Origin of the sequence: Stenotrophomonas sp. S49 (assembly GCF_016624905.1) — a bacterium.
Classification (GTDB): domain Bacteria; phylum Pseudomonadota; class Gammaproteobacteria; order Xanthomonadales; family Xanthomonadaceae; genus Stenotrophomonas.
Map to the genome: position 1 here is coordinate 21964 of NZ_JACVUD010000023.1, position 20938 is coordinate 42901.

General features: G+C 66.5%; 17 protein-coding genes. 15 read left to right on the forward strand and 2 right to left on the reverse strand.

Annotated elements, in window-relative coordinates; translation table 11 throughout:
- Positions 1 to 101: 101 nt before the first annotated feature.
- Complete coding sequence (locus IAE58_RS07300; protein ID WP_199933048.1) at positions 102 to 1634, forward strand: N-acetylmuramoyl-L-alanine amidase; 1533 nt, start codon at positions 102 to 104, stop codon at positions 1632 to 1634.
- A gap of 94 nt (positions 1635 to 1728) precedes the next feature.
- Here IAE58_RS07300 and trxB read toward each other — a convergent pair whose 3' ends face one another.
- Positions 1729 to 2700 (reverse strand): thioredoxin-disulfide reductase, encoded by a 972-nt coding sequence (gene trxB / locus IAE58_RS07305; protein WP_079221869.1) that lies wholly within the window; start codon positions 2698 to 2700, stop codon positions 1729 to 1731.
- 232 nt (positions 2701 to 2932) lie between these two features.
- On the opposite strand from trxB, the gene IAE58_RS07310 reads away from it, so the two are divergent.
- The 4 genes from IAE58_RS07310 to IAE58_RS07325 all read left to right on the forward strand — a co-directional run bounded on the left by IAE58_RS07310 (position 2933) and on the right by IAE58_RS07325 (position 9435).
- Complete coding sequence (locus IAE58_RS07310) at positions 2933 to 5293, forward strand: DNA translocase FtsK (RefSeq protein WP_108749608.1); 2361 nt, start codon at positions 2933 to 2935, stop codon at positions 5291 to 5293.
- 36 nt (positions 5294 to 5329) lie between these two features.
- Entirely contained in the window at positions 5330 to 7261 is a 1932-nt protein-coding gene (locus IAE58_RS07315) for a DUF3857 domain-containing protein (RefSeq protein WP_199933049.1), read from the forward strand.
- Positions 7262 to 7372: 111 nt separating this feature from the next.
- Positions 7373 to 8011, forward strand: a complete 639-nt coding sequence (gene lolA / locus IAE58_RS07320; protein ID WP_199933050.1) for an outer membrane lipoprotein chaperone LolA — start codon at positions 7373 to 7375, stop codon at positions 8009 to 8011.
- Positions 8012 to 8157: 146 nt separating this feature from the next.
- Positions 8158 to 9435 carry a replication-associated recombination protein A gene (locus IAE58_RS07325; protein WP_233614756.1) on the forward strand — a complete coding sequence of 426 codons (1278 nt, stop codon included), beginning with the start codon at positions 8158 to 8160 and terminating at the stop codon, positions 9433 to 9435.
- Positions 9436 to 9485: 50 nt separating this feature from the next.
- Here the strand turns inward: IAE58_RS07325 and IAE58_RS07330 are convergent, their stop codons facing one another.
- The gene (locus IAE58_RS07330) at positions 9486 to 9944 is read right to left on the reverse strand and encodes a hypothetical protein (RefSeq protein WP_199934228.1); all 459 of its coding nucleotides are present in this window, start codon (positions 9942 to 9944) and stop codon (positions 9486 to 9488) included.
- A gap of 251 nt (positions 9945 to 10195) precedes the next feature.
- On the opposite strand from IAE58_RS07330, the gene IAE58_RS07335 reads away from it, so the two are divergent.
- The 10 genes from IAE58_RS07335 to IAE58_RS07380 all read left to right on the forward strand — a co-directional run bounded on the left by IAE58_RS07335 (position 10196) and on the right by IAE58_RS07380 (position 20937).
- Entirely contained in the window at positions 10196 to 11206 is a 1011-nt protein-coding gene (locus IAE58_RS07335; protein ID WP_199934229.1) for an alpha/beta hydrolase-fold protein, read from the forward strand.
- A 122-nt stretch (positions 11207 to 11328) separates the two neighbouring features.
- A complete protein-coding gene (locus IAE58_RS07340; protein ID WP_199934230.1) occupies positions 11329 to 12708 on the forward strand; it encodes a YncE family protein in 1380 nt (459 codons plus the stop codon).
- Between the two features lie 53 nt (positions 12709 to 12761).
- Positions 12762 to 13817, forward strand: a complete 1056-nt coding sequence (locus IAE58_RS07345) for an ABC transporter substrate-binding protein (RefSeq protein ID WP_199934231.1) — start codon at positions 12762 to 12764, stop codon at positions 13815 to 13817.
- Positions 13814 to 14857: an iron ABC transporter permease gene (locus tag IAE58_RS07350; protein ID WP_108756165.1), complete on the forward strand. Its 1044-nt coding sequence runs from the start codon at positions 13814 to 13816 to the stop codon at positions 14855 to 14857. The genes IAE58_RS07345 and IAE58_RS07350 overlap by 4 nt, the downstream gene beginning before the upstream one ends.
- Positions 14854 to 15615: a heme ABC transporter ATP-binding protein gene (locus tag IAE58_RS07355; RefSeq protein WP_199934232.1), complete on the forward strand. Its 762-nt coding sequence runs from the start codon at positions 14854 to 14856 to the stop codon at positions 15613 to 15615. Before IAE58_RS07350 ends, IAE58_RS07355 begins: the two co-directional genes overlap by 4 nt.
- Before the next feature lie 101 nt (positions 15616 to 15716).
- Positions 15717 to 16217 carry an energy transducer TonB gene (locus tag IAE58_RS07360; RefSeq protein ID WP_199934233.1) on the forward strand — a complete coding sequence of 167 codons (501 nt, stop codon included), beginning with the start codon at positions 15717 to 15719 and terminating at the stop codon, positions 16215 to 16217.
- A 124-nt stretch (positions 16218 to 16341) separates the two neighbouring features.
- On the forward strand, positions 16342 to 17088 hold the full coding sequence (locus tag IAE58_RS07365) for a hypothetical protein (protein ID WP_199934234.1): 747 nt from the start codon (positions 16342 to 16344) through the stop codon (positions 17086 to 17088).
- 473 nt (positions 17089 to 17561) lie between these two features.
- Positions 17562 to 19598, forward strand: coding sequence for an elongation factor G (gene fusA, locus IAE58_RS07370; protein WP_199934235.1), 2037 nt, complete (start codon positions 17562 to 17564; stop codon positions 19596 to 19598).
- A gap of 200 nt (positions 19599 to 19798) precedes the next feature.
- Entirely contained in the window at positions 19799 to 20071 is a 273-nt protein-coding gene (locus IAE58_RS07375; protein ID WP_079221882.1) for a hypothetical protein, read from the forward strand.
- Between the two features lie 110 nt (positions 20072 to 20181).
- On the forward strand, positions 20182 to 20937 hold the full coding sequence (locus IAE58_RS07380; protein ID WP_108753082.1) for a SapC family protein: 756 nt from the start codon (positions 20182 to 20184) through the stop codon (positions 20935 to 20937).
- Position 20938: the final 1 nt, after the last annotated feature.

Sequence of the window (20938 nt, forward strand, 5' to 3'; positions counted from 1 at the left end):
CCATGCGTGTGCGCCGCGTGCCGAATCACTGGCGCCTGGATCGGCAGTGTGGCGGGGCGCTGCATGGGTGGCGCTTATCCCGGCACATGGAGAGATCAACAATGAATGGATTGAAGCTTGCGGTTGCTGTGGTCGCGTGCGGCTTGGCCTTCTCGTCAACCGCATCGGATGTTGTATCCGATCTGCAGCCTGCGGAGACCGTAGATGCTGGCGTTTACGCAGAAGTCGCCGCATTTCTGCAGCGGGAAGTGGGTTCCCAGTTGGCGCGTCACTTGCAAGACCAGGGCAGGTTGCGGCAAGTAACTGTGAGTGTGGTGGTCGACTCGCGAAAGCGCCGGATGATCGTCGATTTTGGGCCCGGCTACCTTCCAGGTGCTGACCAGAACTATGGCGAGCTCTTCCTCATACCATTGGCCGGTGATCTTCGGCGCTACGCGGACCAGGCGGGCCTGGAAATACTGGATGTGCAATTCCTCTTTCAAGGGAGGCCAATGGAGGCTCATTTTCCAGAAGATCATCCTGCACCCCGCGCGCCGAAATCTCGATCAACCCATGCACAGGCCTTGGTCTCCGCAAGTCACGGATACATTGCATTGCACCCCAGCAGGACGTGGGAGTTTCAGCGCCCAGCCCCGCTTGGTCTGCAGGAGGATGTGTTGAGCCCGGGATACGGTGACGAGTTGCAGAGCCTGCTGGAGCAGCGGAGTAGCCTGGTTGTGCATCGTGCCCGCAGTCGTTCTAGTGAGCCGCATCCGGAGTCGACCCATCCTTGGGAACATATGTCTTCCAGATACCACCTCAAGGCGATCCTTCCTGAACGTGCCGATATCTGGAATGAGCTGCCAAACAGCCCCGATAGCAATCGTGAAGTGAAGGAGGACATTCGCGCTCGCCCCAATTATGCAAATCATCTTGGTGTGGATGTGATGCTGAGTCTGCACACAAACGGAAGCGATGCCTCCAGTGTCCGCGGGGCCGAGGTCTATCACCACCGTGCCAAGCCCGAGGACAAGGCGTTGGGCGACAGCATCTTGTGCGGCATGAGGGAACTCATCCATGCCCAGCCCGGATACGAAAGCTTTCCCGTGCGAGCTGAGTCTGTCCCAGAAGGGCATGGCGAGAATCGCATTGGCAGGATGCCCTCGGTGATCGTCGAAACCGCCTATCACTCCAATCCGGAAGATGTGGCTGCTCTACTGGATCCAGTCTTCCGCACGGCCTCGATGAAAGGCGTCGAGAAGGGCTATCGCCTGTGGGCACAGGGTAAGGCTTGTGAGCCTCTCGCTGGGCAATCCATTGTAGATGTCGACATCCCATCTGGGGAATCGCGCGAGGTGGATGTCGCGTTCGCAGGTCATCCGCAGTTCCCGATCAGTTTGGTCACGAGCAATACCCTGTGTCCTCCGGGCTGGGGCTGCAACGGAAGAACCGTGGTGATCGATTCGCCAGACCAGCCCAGCCGGATGAGACTCAGCTGTGGTCGCAACAGCGTGGGAACGCTTGGTTGGGAAACGCATGTGGTGGATGCCGACGGGGTCAAGACCCAGCCGGTACCTCACACCGTTCGTTGCGTTGCCGTGGGCAGTCCTGACGTGAGCGCCTTGGCCCGAAACGTTGCTGGCTTGGGGCAGTAAACGAAAAGGCCGGCGCTTTCGCGCCGGCCTTTGTCTTGCATGGTTCAGTCGAGCATGGTCCAGTCGAGCATGGCTCGACTCTACAAAATCGTGGTCAGCTGGCCTTGCCCTGTGCGTCCAGGTAGCGTTCGGCGTCCAGCGCGGCCATGCAGCCGAAGCCGGCCGAGGTGATCGCCTGGCGGTAGTGCTGATCGGCCACGTCGCCGGCGGCGAACACGCCTTCCACCGAGGTCTGGGTGGCGTTGCCGCCCAGGCCCGAGCGGATTTCCAGGTAGCCGTTGTTCATGGCCAGCTGGCCGTCGAACAGCTGGGTGTTCGGGTGGTGGCCGATGGCCACGAAGAAGCCGTGGGCGTCGATGTCGCGGGTGCTGCCGTCCAGGGTCGACTTCACGCGCACGCCGGTCACGCCGGCGTCGTTGCCCAGCACTTCTTCCACCTGGTGGTGCCAGACGGTTTCGATCTTGCCGGCGGCGACCTTGGCGAACAGCTTGTCCTGCATGATCTTTTCCGCCTTCAGGGTGTCGCGGCGGTGCACCAGGTAGACCTTGCGGGCGATGTTGGACAGGTACAGGGCCTCTTCCACGGCTGTGTTGCCGCCGCCGACCACCACCACGTCCTGGTCGCGGTAGAAGAAGCCGTCGCAGGTGGCGCAGGCGGACACGCCGCGGCCCTTGAAGGTTTCCTCGGTCGGAATGCCCAGGTACTTGGCGGTGGCGCCAGTGGAGATGATCAGCGCGTCGCAGGTGTACTCGTGGCTGTCACCGATCAGCTTGAACGGGCGCTGCGACAGGTCGGCCGTATGGATATGGTCGAAGATGACCTCGGTCTCGAAGCGCTCGGCGTGGGCCTGCATGCGCGCCATCAAGTCCGGGCCCATCAAGCCGTGGGCGTCGCCCGGCCAGTTGTCCACTTCGGTGGTGGTCATCAGCTGGCCACCCTGCTGCAGGCCGGTGATGACCACCGGCTTCAGGTTGGCGCGGGCGGCATAGACCGCGGCGGTCCAACCGGCCGGGCCGGAACCGAGGATGACGAGGCGCTGATGGCGGGAGGGCAGGCTGGTGCTCATGTAGACTCGCGAAAAGGTAGATGGGACAAGGCGCGGCTGCGGTTTGCGCGGCAACCTTGGCTGGTCATAGAGTGGCGGCTGGGGCAGGGCGATTCAAGCCGATGAACAGAACGCGGTCGCCCACGGGCGGATTGACGCCGTTCTGGCGCCCGTTCGGCTGCGGTGACTGAAAACTGACGCCGTGTCGTTTATTATCAACCACTAACAGCGCATTCCAAAGGTATGGTCTAAGGTGGCGAAGCAGGTGCCCGAACGCTCCAAGTCCGACGACAGCAAGGCGTCGCGTCGCACGGCGGCCGCGGCAACGACCGACAATCCACGGCGCCAGCGCCTGTGGCGCGACCTGGGGCTGATCGCGATCGCTCCGGCGCTGCTGTACCTGGCCGCCAGTCTCTTTACCTATTCAGCCAGTGATCCCGGTTGGTCGCACACCGGCAGCGTGGTCGCGCCGGTGCACAACATGGGCGGCCGTGCCGGCGCCTGGATCGCCGATGTGCTGCTGCAGCTGTTCGGCTACATCGCCTTCCTGCTGCCGGTGGTGCTGGGCGCCCTGTCGTGGATCGCGATGTTCGGGCTCAAGCGCGAAGCCAAGGGCGACAACGACCTGGACCCGGCCTTGCGCCTGGTGGGCCTGGTCGGCTTCCTGATTGCCGGCACCGGCTTCCTGCACGTGCGCCTGTTCAGTGGTGATGTGTCCAGCGCCGGCGGCATCCTCGGCAAGCTGGTGGGCAATTCGCTCACCGTGGGCTTCGGCGCGCTGGGCGCCAATCTGTTCGTACTGGTGCTGCTGCTGGCCTCGATCACCCTGGCCACCGGCCTGTCGTGGTTTGCGGTGATGGAAAAGATCGGCCGCGGCGTGATGTCGCTGGCGCCGCTGCTGGAGCGCAAGAAGGAGCAGGCTACCGAATGGAAGCAGACCCGCGCCCTGCGTGAGGAGCGCCAGGAAGTGCGCAAGGCCGATGCCGAAGTGCGCGCCAAGCGCGAGCCGGTGAAGATCGAGCCGCGCCCGGAGCCGGTGATCGAGAAGAGCGACCGGGCCAAGCGCGACAACCAGATTCCGATGTTCCGTGGCGTCAACGGCGACGGCTCGGACCTGCCGCCGCTGGCGCTGCTGGATGACCCCAAGCCGCAGCCCAAGGGCTACGACGAGGAAACGCTGGAAACCCTGTCGCGGCAGATCGAGTTCAAGCTGAAGGACTTCCGCATCGATGCGCAGGTGGTCGGCGCCTATCCGGGCCCGGTCATCACCCGCTTCGAGATCGAGCCGGCGCCGGGCATCAAGGTCAGTCAGATCAGCTCGCTGGACAAGGACATCGCCCGCGGCCTGTCGGTGAAGTCGGTGCGTGTGGTCGACGTGATTCCGGGCAAGTCGGTGATCGGCCTGGAAATCCCCAACGTCACCCGCGAAATGATCTTCCTGTCCGAGCTGCTGCGCTCGAAGGAATACGACAAGGCCGCCAGCGTGCTGACCCTGGCGCTGGGCAAGGACATCGCCGGCCGGCCCACCGTGGCCGACCTGGCGCGCATGCCGCACCTGCTGGTGGCCGGTACCACCGGCTCGGGCAAGTCGGTGGCGGTCAACGCCATGGTGCTCAGCCTGCTGTACAAGGGCTCGCCGAAAGACCTGCGCATGCTGATGATCGACCCGAAGATGCTGGAACTGAGCGTCTACCAGGGCATTCCGCACCTGCTGGCGCCGGTGGTCACCGACATGAAGGAGGCCGCCAACGGCCTGCGCTGGTGCGTGGCCGAAATGGAGCGCCGCTACAAGCTGATGAGCGCGGTGGGCGTGCGCAACCTGGCTGGCTTCAACAAGAAGGTGAAGGACGCCGAGGACGCCGGCCAGCCGCTGATGGACCCGCTGTTCAAGCCCAACCCGGAACTGGGCGAGGCGCCGCGCCCACTGGAAACCCTGCCGTTCATCGTCATCTTCATCGACGAATTCGCCGACATGATGATGATCGTCGGCAAGAAGGTGGAAGAGCTGATCGCCCGCCTGGCACAGAAGGCGCGTGCGGCCGGCATCCACCTGATCCTGGCTACCCAGCGCCCTTCGGTGGACGTGATCACCGGCCTGATCAAGGCCAACATCCCCACCCGCATTGCCTTCCAGGTCAGCTCGAAGATCGATTCGCGCACCATCCTGGACCAGTCCGGTGCCGAAACCCTGCTGGGCCACGGCGACATGCTGTACCTGCCGCCGGGCACCGCCATGCCCGAGCGCGTGCACGGTGCGTTCGTGTCCGACGACGAAGTGCACCGCGTGGTCGAGCACCTGAAGGCGATGGGCCCGGCCGACTACATCGACGGCGTGCTGGACGAAGTGCAGACCCTGGGCGATGGCGTGGTGGTGGGTGCCACCGGCCTGCCGGAAACCAGCGCGGCCGGCGACGAATCCGACCCGCTGTACGACGAGGCTCTGCGCGTTGTGACCGAAACCCGCCGCGCCTCCATTTCCGGTGTTCAGCGGCGCCTGAAGATCGGCTACAACCGCGCGGCACGCCTGATCGAGGCCATGGAAGCGGCCGGTGTGGTCAGCGCGCCCGAACACAACGGCGACCGCACGGTGCTGGCACCGCCGCCGCCGAAGTAAGCCCCGCCACCGCCACCACGTCCAAGGAACCGACGCATGCATCGACTTCTTCCCCGCGTGCTGGCGCTGGCCTGCGCGCTGGCGGTTGGCCCCGCGCTGGCTGACGCCGGCGTGCCGCAGCCGGCGCCGCCGTCCACCAGCAGCGATGCCGAGGCCAGCAACAACTTCAGCTTCGTGCGCTATCGCGCCGATTACCAGGTGCGCGCCGACGCCGGCAACATCCAGACCGAAACCTACGAAATCCTGCTCAAGACCAAGGCGGCGGTGGAGCAATTCAGCCAGGTGCGGCTGAGCTACAGCGAGAAGATGGAAACGCTGGAGGTGGTGAGCGCCTACACGCTCACCGCCGACGGCCAGCGCCGCGACGTGCCGGCCGACCGCATCTATACCCAGGAAAGCTATTCCAGCGCCGCGGCCGCCATGTACGCCGACCGCAAGGTGCGGGTGATCGTCTTCCCCAACCTGGCGCCAGGCACGCGGTTGTTCTACCAGGTGCGGCGCACCCAGCTGACCCCGTATTTCCCGGGCTACTTCGGGCTGTGGGAAACCTTCAATGTGTTCACCCAGTACGACGATGCCGAAGTGACCCTGAGCGCGCCGGCCAACCTGCCCATGTACGTCGACAGCCGTGGCGTGCAGGGCAGCGACCGCCCCCAGGTGAAGAGCGGCCAGGCGCAGTGGCGCTGGCGCTACCAGCGGCGCGAACCGATGCAGGCGCAGAACTGGTCGGCGGCGGTGTGGGAGTTTGGCCCGAACATCATGGCCAGCACCTACAAGGACTGGGCGCAGATGGGCCGTGCGTACCAGCTGAAGGCGGGGGAGGCGGCACAGGTGACCCCGCAGATCCAGGCGCTGGCCGATGAAGTGACCGCCGGCATCAGCGACCGCAAGGCGCAGGCCGATGCGCTGTACCGCTGGGTGGCGCAGAACATCCGCTACGTGGCGGTCTACCTGGGCAACGGTGGGCTGGAGCCGAACAGCGCGCAGAGCATCCTGGACAACCACTATGGCGACTGCAAGGACCATGTGGCGATTCTGGAAGCGTTGCTGGCGGCCAAGGGCATTGCCAGCTCGCCGGTGCTGATCGGCGCCGGTGGCGGGCCCACGCTGCCCAAGATTCCCGTACTGGGCCGCTTCAATCACGCCATCACCTACGTGCCCGAGTTCGATCTGTACCTGGATTCGACCAGCGCCTGGGCGCGTTTTGGCCAGTTGCCCGATGGTGATCTGGGCGCGCCGGTACTGCACACGCGTAACGCCAGCGTGGCGCGCACCCCGGCCAACGACCCGCAGCGCAATGCCACGGTGATGGACGTGCGCTTCACCTTCGATGCGCAGGGCAACCTGCGTGGCGAAACCGTGCCGCAGCTGGGCGACAACGCCGAGATCGGCATGCGCGCGCAGTTCGCCCAGCTCAATGCGCAGAACCGCGCACGGGCGGAAGAATCGATCATGGCCGCGTCCGGTTTCGATGGCCGCGGGCAGTTGCAGCTGCTGGGCGTACCGGTCGATCTGACCCGGCCGTTCGGCTACCGCATGGCGTTCCAGGCTGAGGACTACGTCGACTTCGCCGTGGCCGGCGGCATGGCCGTGCCCGATCCGCCCGGGGGTGAGTCGGTGCGCGGGCTGTACGCAAGCGCTTCAGCGCCGGACAACCAGACCCCGTTCTACTGCAATGCCAGCCTGCGCGAGGAAACCTACCGCCTGCAGTTCCCGGACAACGCGCCGATCATCGCCATTCCGGCCAGCCAGCGCTTCACCAATGCGGCCGGCGACTACCGGGTGGACTGGAGCCGCAACGGCCAGGAAGTGACCGTGCACCACCGCCTGCAGCAGAACGCGGTGCGTGGCCCGCAGGCGCTGTGCCAGCCGCGGGACTATGCCGCGTTCCGGGCGCTGTACCGGGAAGTGCGCCGTGGCTTCCGTGGTCAGGTGCTGTACGGCAGATTGCCAACCGGCGGCAACTGAATCGCCGATGCACGCGCGGGGCGGCATAATGTCGCCCTGATCGCTCATTCATCTTTGTCCGGGCACACTGGCACCCAACTTTCCTGGCGCACGCGCCCACAGGATTCCCGCATGAACATCCGCTTCCGTCGTTTCCTTGCCACCACCACCCTGGCCGTGGCCTGCGCCGCCGCCGGCAGCGCCTGGGCCGGCGCCCGCGATGACCTGAAAACCTTCACCAGCGGCCTGAAGGGCCTGGATGGGCAGTTCAGCCAGCAGGTGTTCGACAGCCGCGGCAAGGTGAAGGAATCGACCAGTGGCCGGGTTGCGCTGTCGGCGCCGCGCCTGTTCCGCTGGGAATATGTGCGCCCGCACGAACAGCTGATCGTGGCCGACGGCAAGAAGGTCTGGATGTACGAGCCGGACCTGGAGCAGGCCACCGTGCGCGAGCAGGGCAAGGAAGAGCAGAACAGCCCGCTGACCGCACTGATCAACCCGGCCCTGCTGGAACAGCAGTACGACCTGAGCGAAGAAGCGGCCAAGCGTGACGGCCTGCAGTGGCTGTCGCTGTCGCCCAAGCGCGATACCGAAGCCAGCTTCCAGTACGCCGCACTGGGCTTCAACGCGCAGGGCCTGGCGAAGATGGAAATCACCGATGCCGTCGGCCAGCGCACCGTGATCACCTTCAGCGGCTGGAAGCGCAACCCCGGCTTTGCCGCCGGCACCTTCAGCTTCACCCCGCCGAAGGGCACCGACGTCATCGGCGATTGAGGCCGCAACCGCTCTGGTAGGTGCCAACCTTGGTTGGCACGCTCTCGCGGTACAATACCCCGGTGCCAAGACATCGTTCCACTTCCTTCCCCGGCCCCGATCTGCTGAGCGTTGATCGGGATCATCTGCGCCCGCTGGCCGAGCGCATGCGCCCGCGCACCCTCGACGAAATGGTCGGGCAGAAGCGCCTGCTGGCGCCGGAAAGCGCGCTGCGCCGCGCGGTCGAATCCGGTCGCGTGCATTCGATGATCCTGTGGGGCCCGCCCGGCTGCGGCAAGACCACACTGTCGTTGCTGCTGGCCGAATACTCCGACGCCGAATTCCGCGCCATCTCTGCCGTGCTTTCTGGCCTGCCCGAAGTGCGTCAGGTGCTGGCCGAGGCCGCGCAGCGTTTTGCCGAAGGCCGACGCACCGTGCTGTTCGTGGACGAAGTGCATCGCTTCAACAAGGCGCAGCAGGATGCCTTCCTGCCGCACATCGAGCGCGGAACCATCCTGTTCGTCGGCGCCACCACCGAAAATCCCTCGTTCGAACTGAACTCCGCGCTGCTGTCGCGCTGCCGCGTGCACGTGCTGGAGGCAGTGTCGCCCACGGATATTGTCGAGGCGCTGGAACGAGCACTCGGGGACCGCGAGCGCGGCCTGGGCGAGGAGCGCATCGAGGTCGCCCCCGAGCTGCTGCTGGAAATCGCTACCGCCGCCGACGGTGACGTGCGCCGTGCGCTGACCCTGCTGGAAATCGCCGCCGAGCTGGCGGGCGGGGAGGGGGGGCGCATCACCCCGCAGACCCTGACCCAGGTGCTGGCCGACCGCACCCGCCGCTTCGACAAAGGCGGCGAGCAGTTCTACGACCAGATCTCGGCGCTGCACAAGTCGGTACGCAGTTCCAACCCCGATGCCGCGCTGTACTGGTTGACCCGCATGCTCGATGGCGGCTGCGATCCGTCCTACCTGGCGCGCCGCCTGACCCGCATGGCCATCGAAGATATCGGCCTGGCCGACCCGCGCGCACAGAGCATGGCGCTGGAAGCCTGGGACATCTACGAGCGGCTGGGCAGCCCGGAAGGCGAGCTCGCCTTCGCGCAGCTGGTGCTGTACCTGGCCAGCACCGCCAAATCGAACGCCGGCTATGCGGCCTTCAACCAGGCCAAGGCCGATGTGCGCGAGAGCGGCACCGAAGAAGTGCCGCTGCACCTGCGCAATGCACCGACCAAGCTGATGAAGGAGCTGGGTTACGGCGCCGAGTACCAGTATGACCACGATGCCGAGGGCGGCATCGCCCTGGACCAGACCGGCTTCCCCGATGCGATGGGCGAACGGGTGTACTACAACCCGGTGCCGCGCGGGCTGGAAATCAAGCTGAAGGAAAAGCTGGACCGGTTGCGCGCTGAGCGCGAAGCAGCCAGGGCCGCAAAGCGTCTGTAGAGTCGAGCTTGCTCGACTGCCGGATTGAAAGCAGTCGAGCAAGCTCGACTCTACAAACGCCAATCGCCCTTGCCTCGCTTGATGGTGATCGGCACGCCCAGCTCCTTCTCCAGTTCAGCCGCCGCGGCCTGGAAGCGCGCATACGCCGCGTCATCCGCCGCGTCCACCAGAATCCGCCCGTTCACCGCATCGGTACCGATGCCGTGCGCGCCGGGGAACCGCGCGGCCAGCAAACCGCTGGCGACAGCGGCGTTCAGGTCTTCAGTCGCGTAACGACTGCCTGAAACGAACTCGACCGTCACCTCGCCGCGCGGCCATTGCATGCTGCGCGTCCGGTAACGGGTGTCGCCCTTCAGCAGTACCACCACCTTCAGTGGGTTACAGGAAATGCGGCGGCCGGCGTAGCGCCCGGGCAGGGCCACGCGCAGTCGCGCGGTAACGCCGGCCAGCTCCCGTTCCAGGGCAGCCTGGTCGGGGCAGGGGGTGATGTCGACATCGCTGAAGTCCACGCCAGCGCGCTGGCTGGGGGAGCAGCCGACCGCGCCCAATGCAGCGGCGCAGGCAACGGCAGGGGCGAGCCATCGCAGAACAGGCAGTAAAGTGGTTGAGCTAGCGCGCATGCCGGCAGTATGCACACAGGGTGGCCACACGCGCGCGTGATACACAGCGTGACGTTTGATCTACGTGATAAGCATTCGCATCTAGGATAGACTGCGGTCCCTTGATGAAGAGGCGGCCAGGCCCGCCGCATCCGTCACCCATGATGTTTTCCGTACGCTCCGTCGGCTGTCTGGCCGCCCTGATGATGGGGGTCCTGATGGTCGCTCCCTACGCCCATGCACAGCAGCGCAACCCGCAGCAGCTGATGGGCCGCACCGTGTTGGACGAACCTGCGTCCAGCTACCGCTTCGAACGTTTCGTGATCGACAGCCCCGACCAGCAGCGCCGCTGGCGGGTGAACGTGGCGATTCCGGCCAAGGCGGACAAGACCCCCGCGCCGGTGCTGTACGCCCTGGACGGCAATGCGGTAGCGATGGTGCTGGACCAGCCGCTGCTGGCCGAGCTGGCCGCCAGCAAGGCGCCGCCGGTGCTGGTGATGATCGGTTATGACAACGAGCTGCGCATCGATTCGCCGTCGCGCACCCGCGATTACACCGCCTGGATCGATCGGGCCGACGACGAGGCCGGCACCACCCAGGCCACCGGTGGCGGCGCCGCCGCGTTCCTGGATGTGATCGAACGCCGCATCAAGCCGGAAGTCGAGCGCCGCGCGAAGATCGACCCGCAGCAACAGGCGCTGTGGGGCCACTCGCTGGGCGGGCTGTTCGTGCTAAACACGCTGTACACCCGCCCGGCGGCCTTCCAGTACTTCCTGGCCGCCAGCCCGTCGCTGTGGTGGGCGCAGGGCGCTGCGCTGGGCGATCCGGAACAGCAGTTCGTGCAGAACGTGCACGGCCAGCCGGCCAAGGTCTGGTTGATGCTGGGCGGTGCCGAGCGCGTGGGTGACCGCGGCAAGCGTGATATGAACAACCCGCGCGTGGTCGCGCACCTGCGCCGCATTGGCGGTGCCACCCCGGATGCGGCCCTGCAGCTGTCCACGCGCCTGGCCAAGGTGCCGGCGCTGCAGGTGCAGTACCGCGAGTTCCCGGGGCTGGGCCATGGCCCGATGCTGCCGGCCTCGTTCCATGCCGCTCTGCATGAACTCTACGGCGTGGCCGATCGCAGCGAAGCGGACGGCAAGGTGCCGGCCGAGGCGAACGCCACCGAATGACAACCGCGCACGGCCAACCCGTGCGACCCCACTACCCAGGCTTGGCTGTCGATGTGCAGCGGCCCAGGCAACCGATGAATCCCGCGCCACGCGGCGCGGCCTACGTGTGCAAGGAGCCTTCCATGTCGTCCCGTTCTTCCTTCCGTCTCACTTCCCTGGCCGCCGGCCTGTTGCTGGCCGTTACTGCATCGGCGCAGCCGGTGTTCGACCAGCCGGCCAACGCGACCTTCAAGGGCCAGGTGGTCTCGCGTGGCGAAAACGTGGTGCCGGGCAGCACCGCCGATGTCACCGGCCGCGGCTTCGTGCCCGGCCAGCAGATCAGCCTGGTGCGCGGCGATACCGTGCTGAACAGCCAGCCGGTGGTGGTTGATGCCGATGGCAACTTCAAGACCCAGCTGGCCATCCCGGCCGATGCGGCGCCGGGCACCCACCCGGTGGTGGTGCGCGCCAGCCAGCCGGCGGCCGCCACCGTGCTGAAGCTGCGCATCTCGCCGCAGCTGCCGCTGTCGGGCCAGCAGCAGTTCGCCACCCAGTCCAACAAGCTGGTGCCGGGCCTGTACCAGTCGGCCTACAGCGCCGCCAGCAACGCGGTGTTCGTTACCTCGGCCGTGGGCCGCCCGCCGGTTACCCAGTCGCAGCTGCTGAAGCTGGACCCCAAGAGCCTGAAGGTGACCAAGGCGATCACCCCGGCTCAGGTGCCGGGCAGCACCAATGGCGCGGTCTATGCGGTGTACGGGGTGGGCGTGGATGACACCAACGGCAACGTGTGGGTCACCAACACCCGCCAGAACACCGTGGCCGTCTACCGCCAGAAGGATCTGTCGCTGGTCCACCAGTTCCCGGTCGATGCCGTGCCGCATGCGCGCGACGTGGTGGTCGATGGCACCCACGGCAAGGTGTTCGCTTCGGCAACGGGCGAAGACCACCTGTCGGTGTTCGACGCCAAGACCCTGAAGCCGCTGGAATCGATCACGCTGGAATCGGGCGTGGACGAGGGCAAGTTCACCCCGATGAGCCTGGTGCTGGATGAAAAGGCCGGCAAGCTGTTCACCGTCAGCATCGGCACCCCGGAAGCGGCGGTGATCGACGTGGCCAGTGGCAAGGTGGACAAGGTGATCGACCTGGGCAATTCCATCAGCGCTTCGGGCGTGGCCTTCGATGCGCAGCAGAACCGCCTGTACGTCGCGTCGCAGGGCACCGACAACCTGCTGATCGTCGATGTGGCCAGCGGCAAGGTGGTGCACGACGTGCCGGTCGGCGCCGGTGCGCTGAACGTCGCGTTCGATGACAAGAGCGGCCTGGCCTACGTCACCAATCGTGGTGCCGGTACGGTTACCGCGGTCAACCGTGATGGCAAGATCGTCGGCAACCTGGATGGCGGTACGCTGCCCAACCACGTGCGCGCCGACGGCAAGGGCAATGTGTTTGCCGTGAACAAGTCGCGTGGCGCCGAAGACCCCAAGGGTGACCGCATCACCCGCATCAGCCTGCGCCAGCCGTAACCCCCGCGCCGGGCGAGGGCAGTGCCTTCGCCCGGCCAGCAAGGAGAATTCGCATGAACTTCGCTTCCCATCTGCGCCTGTGTGCGCTCCCGTTGGCCGTTTCGCTGGCGCTGGCCGCCTGCGGTGGCAGTACGCCGCCCAGCGCGAGCGATGCCGCTGCGCCGGCCGCCGGGTCTGCCGCTGCTTCGGCAGGCGCTGCGCAGGAACTGCCGGCAGGCTGGCAGCGCGTGGCCGGCGTGGATGTGCCGACCCTGCTGGACCAGAAGGCCGCACTGCCGACCACGGTGGCCAGTGATGACGGCGCGCAGGTGGAAGTGAAGGATGCCAGTCGGATCATTGCCGGCGGTGATGACGTGATTGCGGTGCTGGAGGCACTGGGCGCTGGCAAGCAGGTGTTTGCCGCGCCCACCAACACCACCACCCAGGCCGGCCTGGCCGCGCCGCATCAGTTCCTGTTCAACCGCACCACCGGCGTGGAAGGCGTACTGAGCCTGCAGGGCTCGCTGTTCCTGGGCAACAGCCTGCGGCGCCACACCGAGCTTTCGAAAAAGCTGCGTGAAGTGGGCGAGCCGGCCGTGGTGGTGGACGATCTGCAGCCGGCACCGGACAAGGTGCGCAAGATCGCGGCGGCGATCGGTCTTGCCGATGCCGGGCAGACCCTGGCCACCCAGGTGCAGCGCCAGCTGGATGAGGCCGCCGGGATCGGCAAGGGCCTGTCCCATGCGCCGCGCGTGATTCACGTATCGGCCACTGGCGCGGGCGGCCTGCCCACGGTGGCAGGTGCCGACAGCGCCTCGGCGCAGCTGATCGCGTTGGCCGGCGGCGTGAACATCGGCACCGAGGCCGGGGTGAAGAACTATTCGCAGTTGAGCAACGAGGGTGTGGTGGCCGCGGCACCGGAGGTGATTCTGGTGACCGAGCACGACCTGCAGCAGTTCGGCGGTGCTGATGGCCTGTGGAAGGCCTATCCGACCCTGAAGCAGACCCCGGCCGGCGCCGCCAACCGGGTCTGGGTGCTGCCGGATGTGCAGCTGAAGTACACCAGCGTGGGCTCGGGTGCGGGCGCGCTGGCGCTGGCCAAGGCCTTTGCGGCGCTGCCGCCGGCATGAGCCCTGCGGATCGGCGCCGCCGTCGCGGGCGGGTGATGTTGCTGGTCGCGTTGCTGGCACTGCTGGGGGCAGTGCTGGCGTCGTTCGCCGTGGGCCCGCTGCGGCTGCCGCCGCTGGAGGTACTGCAGGCGCTGGGGGTGAAGTTGGGCCTGGTCGATCCGCAGGCTGTCAGCAGCCGCGATCTGGCGGTGGTGTGGCAGCTGCGCATTCCGCGCGCTCTGCTGGGGGCGATGGTGGGCGCTGCGCTGGCCATGGCCGGTGCCAGTCTGCAGGGGTTGTTCGGCAACCCGCTGGCGGACCCTGGCATCGTCGGCGTCAGCCAGGGCGCGGCGCTGGGTGCGGTGGCGGCCATCGTGCTGGGCGCGGCCGGTGCCGCCGGCTGGCTGGTGCCGGTGGCGGCCTTCGGAGGTGGCGCTGCGGCCATCGGCCTGACCTATGCGCTGGCACGCCCTGGCAAGGGCACGGGCAATGCCACGCTGCTGCTGGTGGGCATTGCGATGGCCGCGTTCTGTTCGGCGCTGATCGGATTCCTGACCTATATCGCCAGCGAAAGCGAGCTGCAGTCGCTGGTGTTCTGGCAGATGGGTTCGCTGGCACGCGCCAACTGGTCGGACGTGGCAGCGGTGCTGCCGCTGTTTGCCATTGGTGTGTTCGCGCTGCTGCGCCTGGCCACACCGCTGGACATGCTGGCCTTGGGTGAGCGCCAGGCGCAGCATCTGGGCCTGGACGTGGCGCGCACGCGCCGCCGTCTGGTGGCCTTCAGTGCATTGCTGGTGGGCGCGGCGGTGGCATTTGCCGGCTCGATCAGTTTCGTTGGCCTGGTGGTGCCGCACGTGGCGCGCCTGCTGGTGGGCCCGGGGCATCGCTGGCTGCTGCCGGTATCGGGCGTGCTGGGCGCGCTGCTGATCGTGGTGGCCGACACCGCCGCGCGTACGCTGGACCCGCCGGCGGAGATTCCGCTGGGGCTGTTCTCGGCCGCGCTCGGCGCGCCGTTCTTCCTGTGGCTGGTACTGCAGCAGCGCCGCAAGGTGGCTGCATGAGCGCCCTGCTGAGCCTGCGCGATGTGGTGGTGCGCCGCCAGCAGCGCGAGATCCTGCACGGCATCACCCTGGAGTTCGCGCCAGGCACGGTCACTGCCCTGTTGGGGCCCAATGGGGCGGGCAAATCCACCTTGCTGGCGGTGGCTGCAGGCGATCTGCGCGCCGATGTCGGCGACGTGGCGCTGAACGGCCGTGCGCTTCACGCGTACAAGGCCGGGCCGCTGGCGCGCGAGCGCGCGGTGATGCCGCAGGAACACGGCGTGCGCTTCGCCTTCAGCGTGGAAGAAGTGGTGGCGATGGGGCGCCTGCCGCATCCGCCCGATCCGGCCGTGGACGATGCGCGCGTGGAAGCCTCCATTGATGCGGCCGAGCTGCAGGCACTGCGCCTGCGCGAAGTGCAGCAGTTGTCCGGCGGCGAATCGGCGCGCACCACCTTTGCCCGCGTGCTGGCGCAGGACACGCCGTTGTTGCTGCTGGACGAGCCCACCGCAGCCCTCGACCTGCGCCACCAGGAACGTACCCTGCGCAGCGTGCGCGCCTGCGCCGAAGCTGGAGCGTGCGTGATCGTGGTGCTGCACGATCTGAATCTCGCGGCCGGTTACGCCGACCGCATCGTGCTGCTGGAACAGGGCAGGGTGGCCGCCGATGGCACGCCCTCGCAGGTGCTGACCGAGGCCAACCTGCAGCGCGTATATCAGCAGGACGTGGTGGTGCTGCAGCACCCAAAGCGTGGCGTGCCGCTGGTAGTAGTGACCTGACCCCAAGCTCGGCCCCAGGGTCGAAATTCGGACAAGTTGCATGGACCTGCGCGTTGGGCCGATGGAATCCTGTGCAGCCCGTTTCCCACCGGCCTGCCACCATGAAGCTGCTTCGCGTGACCGCCACTACGGTCTGCATGCTGGCGTCCGCAGGGTGCGTGCAGCACTCCGCCCCTGAGCGCGCAGCTGACACGGTCTGCCGAAGTCGTCTTGCGCTGCACGCGGACACCTGTGTGGAGAAAGCCGTGGCATCGTTGAAGCGGATTGTGCAGGCACGCGAGAGGCGCTTCTATCGGCGTGATGACTGCAGTTTCAAGGCGACCCGATCGTCTGAGCCTTCCATCTCATTCTTTTCGGTGTTCTTGAATCCGCTTAAGTATCCGCCTGACCGGCTTTCCGGTGGTACCGCCGTTGTCCGCATGCAGGTCGACGCTGCGGGCACGCTTCGATCCGTCGAGGTTGCCCAGTCCAGTGGTGACCCGGCGCAGGATGCGGCTGCCGCAGAGACTGTGTGGAATTGGTGCTACGTACCCGCACAGCGTGACGGAATCGATGAAGGCGGATTCGTTGAACATCGTTTCGACTTCGATCCTCCGGACTGAGTACTGGATGGCTGGGGTCACATCCTTTCGCCCAGCGAAAGGCTCTGACCCCAAGCAGCAAAGCTTCCGTTTGCGCCGCGACGTATCCTTGGCGGTTCGTTTTTCTTCAACGGAATGACCCCCCATGAAAGCTCTCTTCGCACGTACCGCACTTGTCGCTTCGCTGTTTGCTTCGGCGTGCGCAGCCAATGCAGCCACGACCTCGGTGTCGTTGAGCACGGCGGCCGACCAGGCCACCTCGATCGAGACGCGCAGCGCCAAGGGCAAGGGCGCCACGCCTGATCTGTTCACCACGCACTACTACGTGGGCGGTGAGATGATGATGGCGTGGGCCGACCAGCAGGTGCTGGTGCTGTGCAGGAAGTCTGCGTATCTGAAGCTGCCGGGCATGAAGCCTGCTGCCAGCGAACTGCCGCTGGAGCAGCGACAGATGATCGGCGCACAGGCCATGATGGCCGGCTACACCAGCTATGCGGCCATTGCCGAGATGGTGGACGGCTCGATTGCCGTGGCCGACGATGGCAGCGAAGTGCGCCGCCAGGCCGAGCGCCCGTGGGCCTACGGCACCGAGCGCTACGATGTGATCAGCCAGCGCATGCCGAATGGCGCCTTGCGGGTGCGCGCGGTGAAGACCGCTACGGTGAATACGGCCAAGCGCTCCAAGCCCGGCGATAGCTTCAGCACTGACGCAGACCAGGATGCACGCCTGAGCGAACTGGGCGCTGTTGGCAGCTGGACCGAAGTCACCTTCCACACCACCCCGCGCCGCGGCGAAGTCGATCCGGCGTACTCGCTGAAGGGCTGGGTGTCGGTGACCGGCGACAACGCGGCGACCGTGGGTGATGCGCGGCGGATCAACGGCTGCGAGTGACCGGCCGTTGCTGGGGTCAGAGCCCTTGGCGTGGCCAAGGGATCTGACCCCGCGCGCCCCACCACGCCTCATTGTTCCATGAATGCGTGCAATAGCCCCTTGCGCGCCAGATTGGCAGGTCTAGAATGCGCACCATGAACCGGATGCCGCTCCTGAAGTTTTTCACCCTGACCCGCGCAAGCGCGGAACGGGCGTGTCTGCCTGGAGTGCCACGAAGCCGTTGATGCGGCCATCGTTGGACCATCCACAGAGCGCCCTTCGGGGCGCTCTTTTCGTTTCTGCTTTCTCGCAAGTCGACTAACAGTCGACTCTACCCAGTCGACGCTACCCAGTCGACGCTACCCAGTCGACGCTACCCAGTACCCAAGGAGAACGTGCCATGCACCAGATCGCCGAGACCGACCGCTAGCCGCACGCCCTGTCGCCAACCAGGGTGTGCGGCCCCTGAAGTTGGCTTTGCAGGAACCTATCTCATGAACACCCGGACCCTTTCCCGTCGCCGCAACCTGGGCATCATTGCCCACATCGATGCTGGCAAGACCACGCTGACCGAGCGCCTGCTGTGGAAAAGCGGCGAGATCCATCGCGTCGGCGAAGTGCACGACGGCAATGCGACCACCGACTTTTCGGCGATCGAGCGCGAGCGTGGCATCACCATCGGCGCCGCCGCCGTGCAGGCGCAGTGGGCGCCGCGCGATCTGCCGCCGCACCGGCTCACGCTGATCGACACCCCCGGCCATATCGACTTCGCCATTGAAGTGGAGCGTTCGCTGCGCGTGCTCGACGGTGCCGTTGCCGTGTTCTCGGCCGTGGACGGCGTGCAACCGCAGTCGGAAACCGTGTGGCGCCAGGCGCGCCGGCATGGCGTGCCGTCCATTGCCTTCGTCAACAAGATGGACCGCGTGGGTGCCGACTTCGGGCGGGTGCTTGAGCAGATGCAGGACAAGCTGCAGGCGCGGCCGTGGGCGCTGGGCGTACCGCTGGGCAGCGAAAGCGCGTTCAACGGCTGGGTGGACCTGGTTGATGAGCGCGTGCTGCAGTGGCATGACGATGGCACCACCACCGTTTCGGCGTGGGACGATGCCGCGCGCATGCAATGGCAGGCACATCGCCAGACGTTGATCGAAGCAGTGGCCGACCACGACGACGCGCTGGCCGATGCGTGGCTGGACGGTCGCGCCATCGATGCAGAGCTGCTGCGCGCTGCGCTGCGCCGGGCCACCCTGGCCGGCGCAGGGGTGCCGGTGCTGGCCGGTGCCGCGTTCAAGGACAAGGGCATCGAGACGCTGCTGGATGCGGTGGTCGACTACCTGCCTTCGCCAGTGGATCGCCCCGCGGTCACGGCCGTGAGCGAGCACGGTGACGTCGTGCTGCCGCCGGACCCGGACGGTCCGCTGGCGGGCCTGCTGTTCAAGATCACCCACCAGCAGCACGGCGCGCTCAGCTTCGTGCGGCTGTACTCGGGCACCTTGAAGGTGGGCGATGCCGTGGCCAGCTCGCAGCACCCGCAGGGGCGGCGTGTCAGCCGCCTGGTGCGGGTACAGGCCGACCAGACCCACGACATCGAACAGGCCGTGGCCGGCGACATCGTGGCGGTGCTGGGCTGGAAGGATGCGGTCAGCGGTGAAACGCTGAGCAGCCGGGCACGCCCGCTGCAACTGGAAAACATCCAGGCGCAGGCACCGGTACTGGCGTGGCGGTTGAGCCCGGCGCGGGCGGCGGACCTGATCCGCATCGCGCAGGGCCTGGCCAGCCTGGCCCAGGAAGACCCGTCGTTCCGTGTGGAAACGGATCGCGACAGTGGTGAAACCCTGGTCTGGGGCATGGGCGAGCTGCACCTGGAAGTGATGGTCGAGCGCCTGCGCAGCGAATGGAAGGTGGACGTGGGCGTGGGATCGCCGCGCGTGGCCTACCAGGAAACGCCAATCAAGGCCGTTTCCGGTGTGGTGGGCCGGGTGTCCAAGCAGACCGGCGGGCAGGGTCAGTTCGCCCACGTGGTGCTGGACGTTACGCCGCGCGAGGATGGCGAGGTGGTCTTCAACGACCGCATCGTCGGTGGCGTGGTGCCGCGCGGCTTCATCGCCGCGGTGGAAAAGGGTGTACGTGCGGCGCTGTCCGATGGCCCGCAGGGTTACCCTGTGGTGGGTATCGAGGTGACCCTGGTCGATGGCGAAACCCATGCCAAGGACTCCTCGGAACTGGCCTTCCATCGCGCCGGGCTGGAAGCGGTGCGGGCGGCACTGGCTGGCAGCGGCACCCAGGTGCTGGAGCCGGTGATGGAAGTGACGGTGCATTCGCCGTCGGCATCGGTGGGCGACGTGGTGGGCGATCTGAATCGCCGCCACGGCCGCATCGCCCGCATCGACGACCAGGACGGTCGTGCCGAGGTGAGTGGGTTTGCACCGCTGGCCAACCTGGTGGGGTACACCACCGCGCTGCGCTCGCTCAGCCAGGGGCGGGCCAGCAGCGAAGCGCACCTGCACGGGTATGAGCCGGTGCGCGCCGCATAGCCGGCAAGGCAGGGGAGTCCGTTCGCGGGCTCCCCTTTTTGTTGGGGGCGGAAGGGGCGATGGGCGTCTCATCCACGCCATGCGTGGATGCGGTGTCCTACCTGCTGCAACGCAACAAAGGTGCAGAAAAAGCTGGATTAAAGTGATGCCTCACGATAAATTGCGCACCCCCTGTTGAATTACCGCCGATCGCACCCACCATGCGTGATGACAATGACCCCGGAACCCTGGAGTTGACCCTGCCGCGCAAGCGCGGTCGGCCGCCCAAGTTCGGGTATGCCATGAGCGATGCACAGCGGGCGGCGCGCTACCGCGCACGCAGGGCAGGGCAGGCCAACCACGCCGATGTGCGCTCGTGCAGCGACATGGTGCTGCTGGACAAGATCCGCGCGGCCGTCAGTGCCCGCGACACCGAACTGGCTGGCTTCCTGGTCCACGTGCTGTGGCAGCGCTACCCGCTGCAGTTGAAATAATTCGTGGTCGGGGTGGCCGTGGCCACCCAGCTTGTTGATAATGCGGGGTTCAGGTTGTTCCCGCTGGCGCGCCCGGGATGGCAGGCGCGCATGATCGACATGGTTTTACGATGACCACTACCAGCGACACCACCACCGAAGCTGCACCGAGCAGCGCGCCCCTGTTCTACACCCGTCCGGTGCCGCTGCAGGCCGACAAGCATGCCGACGTGCGCATCCTGCCGGGCAAGCTCGAATTTGCTGCCAGCAGCAACTCCATCCCGCTGGTGCTGGGCGAATTCTCGCTGGCGCTGCACCACTTCCCGATCCTGTTCGCCGGCCCCAGCGCGGTGCCGATGGCAGCGGTGGGCATCACCACCGACAACCTGTTCATCACTGATGGGCTGTGGGCCGATGAGACCTACATTCCGGCCTACCTGCGCCGCCACCCCTTCATCTTCATCGACACCGGCGAAGGCAACGACTTCCTGCTGGGCATCGACGAAGACAGCGCCCGCATCGCCCGCGGTGGCGAGGAAGGCCAGCCGCTGTTTGCCGATGGCAAAGCCACCGAGCTGGTGCAGCAGGCGCTGGAATTCTGCGGTCAATTCACCCGCGAACACGACCAGACCCAGGCCTTCTCCAAGGCGCTGGTGGACAACAACCTGCTGGTGGAGCGCAATGCCAACGTGCGCCTGCCCGATGGCCGCGAATTCAACCTCAATGGCTTCTTCGTGGTGGATGTCGAGAAGTTCATCGCACTGCCCGACGCGACCGTGGTCGAATGGCACCGCAACGGCTGGCTGGCACTGATTCACCAGCACCTGATGTCGCTGGGCCGCTTCAACGATCTGACCCGTCGCCAGATTGCGCGCAGCGCCGCCTGAT

Bases quoted from the DNA above. Each gene is read 5' to 3' on its own strand.
- trxB (WP_079221869.1), bottom strand. From the start codon at position 2,700: ATGAGCACCAGCCTGCCCTCCCGCCATCAGCGCCTCGTCATCCTCGGT.
- IAE58_RS07380 (WP_108753082.1), top strand. From the start codon at position 20,182: ATGACCACTACCAGCGACACCACCACCGAAGCTGCACCGAGCAGCGCG.
- IAE58_RS07360 (WP_199934233.1), top strand. From the start codon at position 15,717: ATGAAGCTGCTTCGCGTGACCGCCACTACGGTCTGCATGCTGGCGTCC.
- fusA (WP_199934235.1), top strand. From the start codon at position 17,562: ATGAACACCCGGACCCTTTCCCGTCGCCGCAACCTGGGCATCATTGCC.
- IAE58_RS07325 (WP_233614756.1), top strand. From the start codon at position 8,158: ATGCGCCCGCGCACCCTCGACGAAATGGTCGGGCAGAAGCGCCTGCTG.
- IAE58_RS07355 (WP_199934232.1), top strand. From the start codon at position 14,854: ATGAGCGCCCTGCTGAGCCTGCGCGATGTGGTGGTGCGCCGCCAGCAG.
- IAE58_RS07365 (WP_199934234.1), top strand. From the start codon at position 16,342: ATGAAAGCTCTCTTCGCACGTACCGCACTTGTCGCTTCGCTGTTTGCT.
- IAE58_RS07375 (WP_079221882.1), top strand. From the start codon at position 19,799: ATGCGTGATGACAATGACCCCGGAACCCTGGAGTTGACCCTGCCGCGC.
- IAE58_RS07300 (WP_199933048.1), top strand. From the start codon at position 102: ATGAATGGATTGAAGCTTGCGGTTGCTGTGGTCGCGTGCGGCTTGGCC.
- IAE58_RS07350 (WP_108756165.1), top strand. From the start codon at position 13,814: ATGAGCCCTGCGGATCGGCGCCGCCGTCGCGGGCGGGTGATGTTGCTG.
- IAE58_RS07335 (WP_199934229.1), top strand. From the start codon at position 10,196: ATGATGTTTTCCGTACGCTCCGTCGGCTGTCTGGCCGCCCTGATGATG.
- IAE58_RS07340 (WP_199934230.1), top strand. From the start codon at position 11,329: ATGTCGTCCCGTTCTTCCTTCCGTCTCACTTCCCTGGCCGCCGGCCTG.
- lolA (WP_199933050.1), top strand. From the start codon at position 7,373: ATGAACATCCGCTTCCGTCGTTTCCTTGCCACCACCACCCTGGCCGTG.
- IAE58_RS07345 (WP_199934231.1), top strand. From the start codon at position 12,762: ATGAACTTCGCTTCCCATCTGCGCCTGTGTGCGCTCCCGTTGGCCGTT.
- IAE58_RS07315 (WP_199933049.1), top strand. From the start codon at position 5,330: ATGCATCGACTTCTTCCCCGCGTGCTGGCGCTGGCCTGCGCGCTGGCG.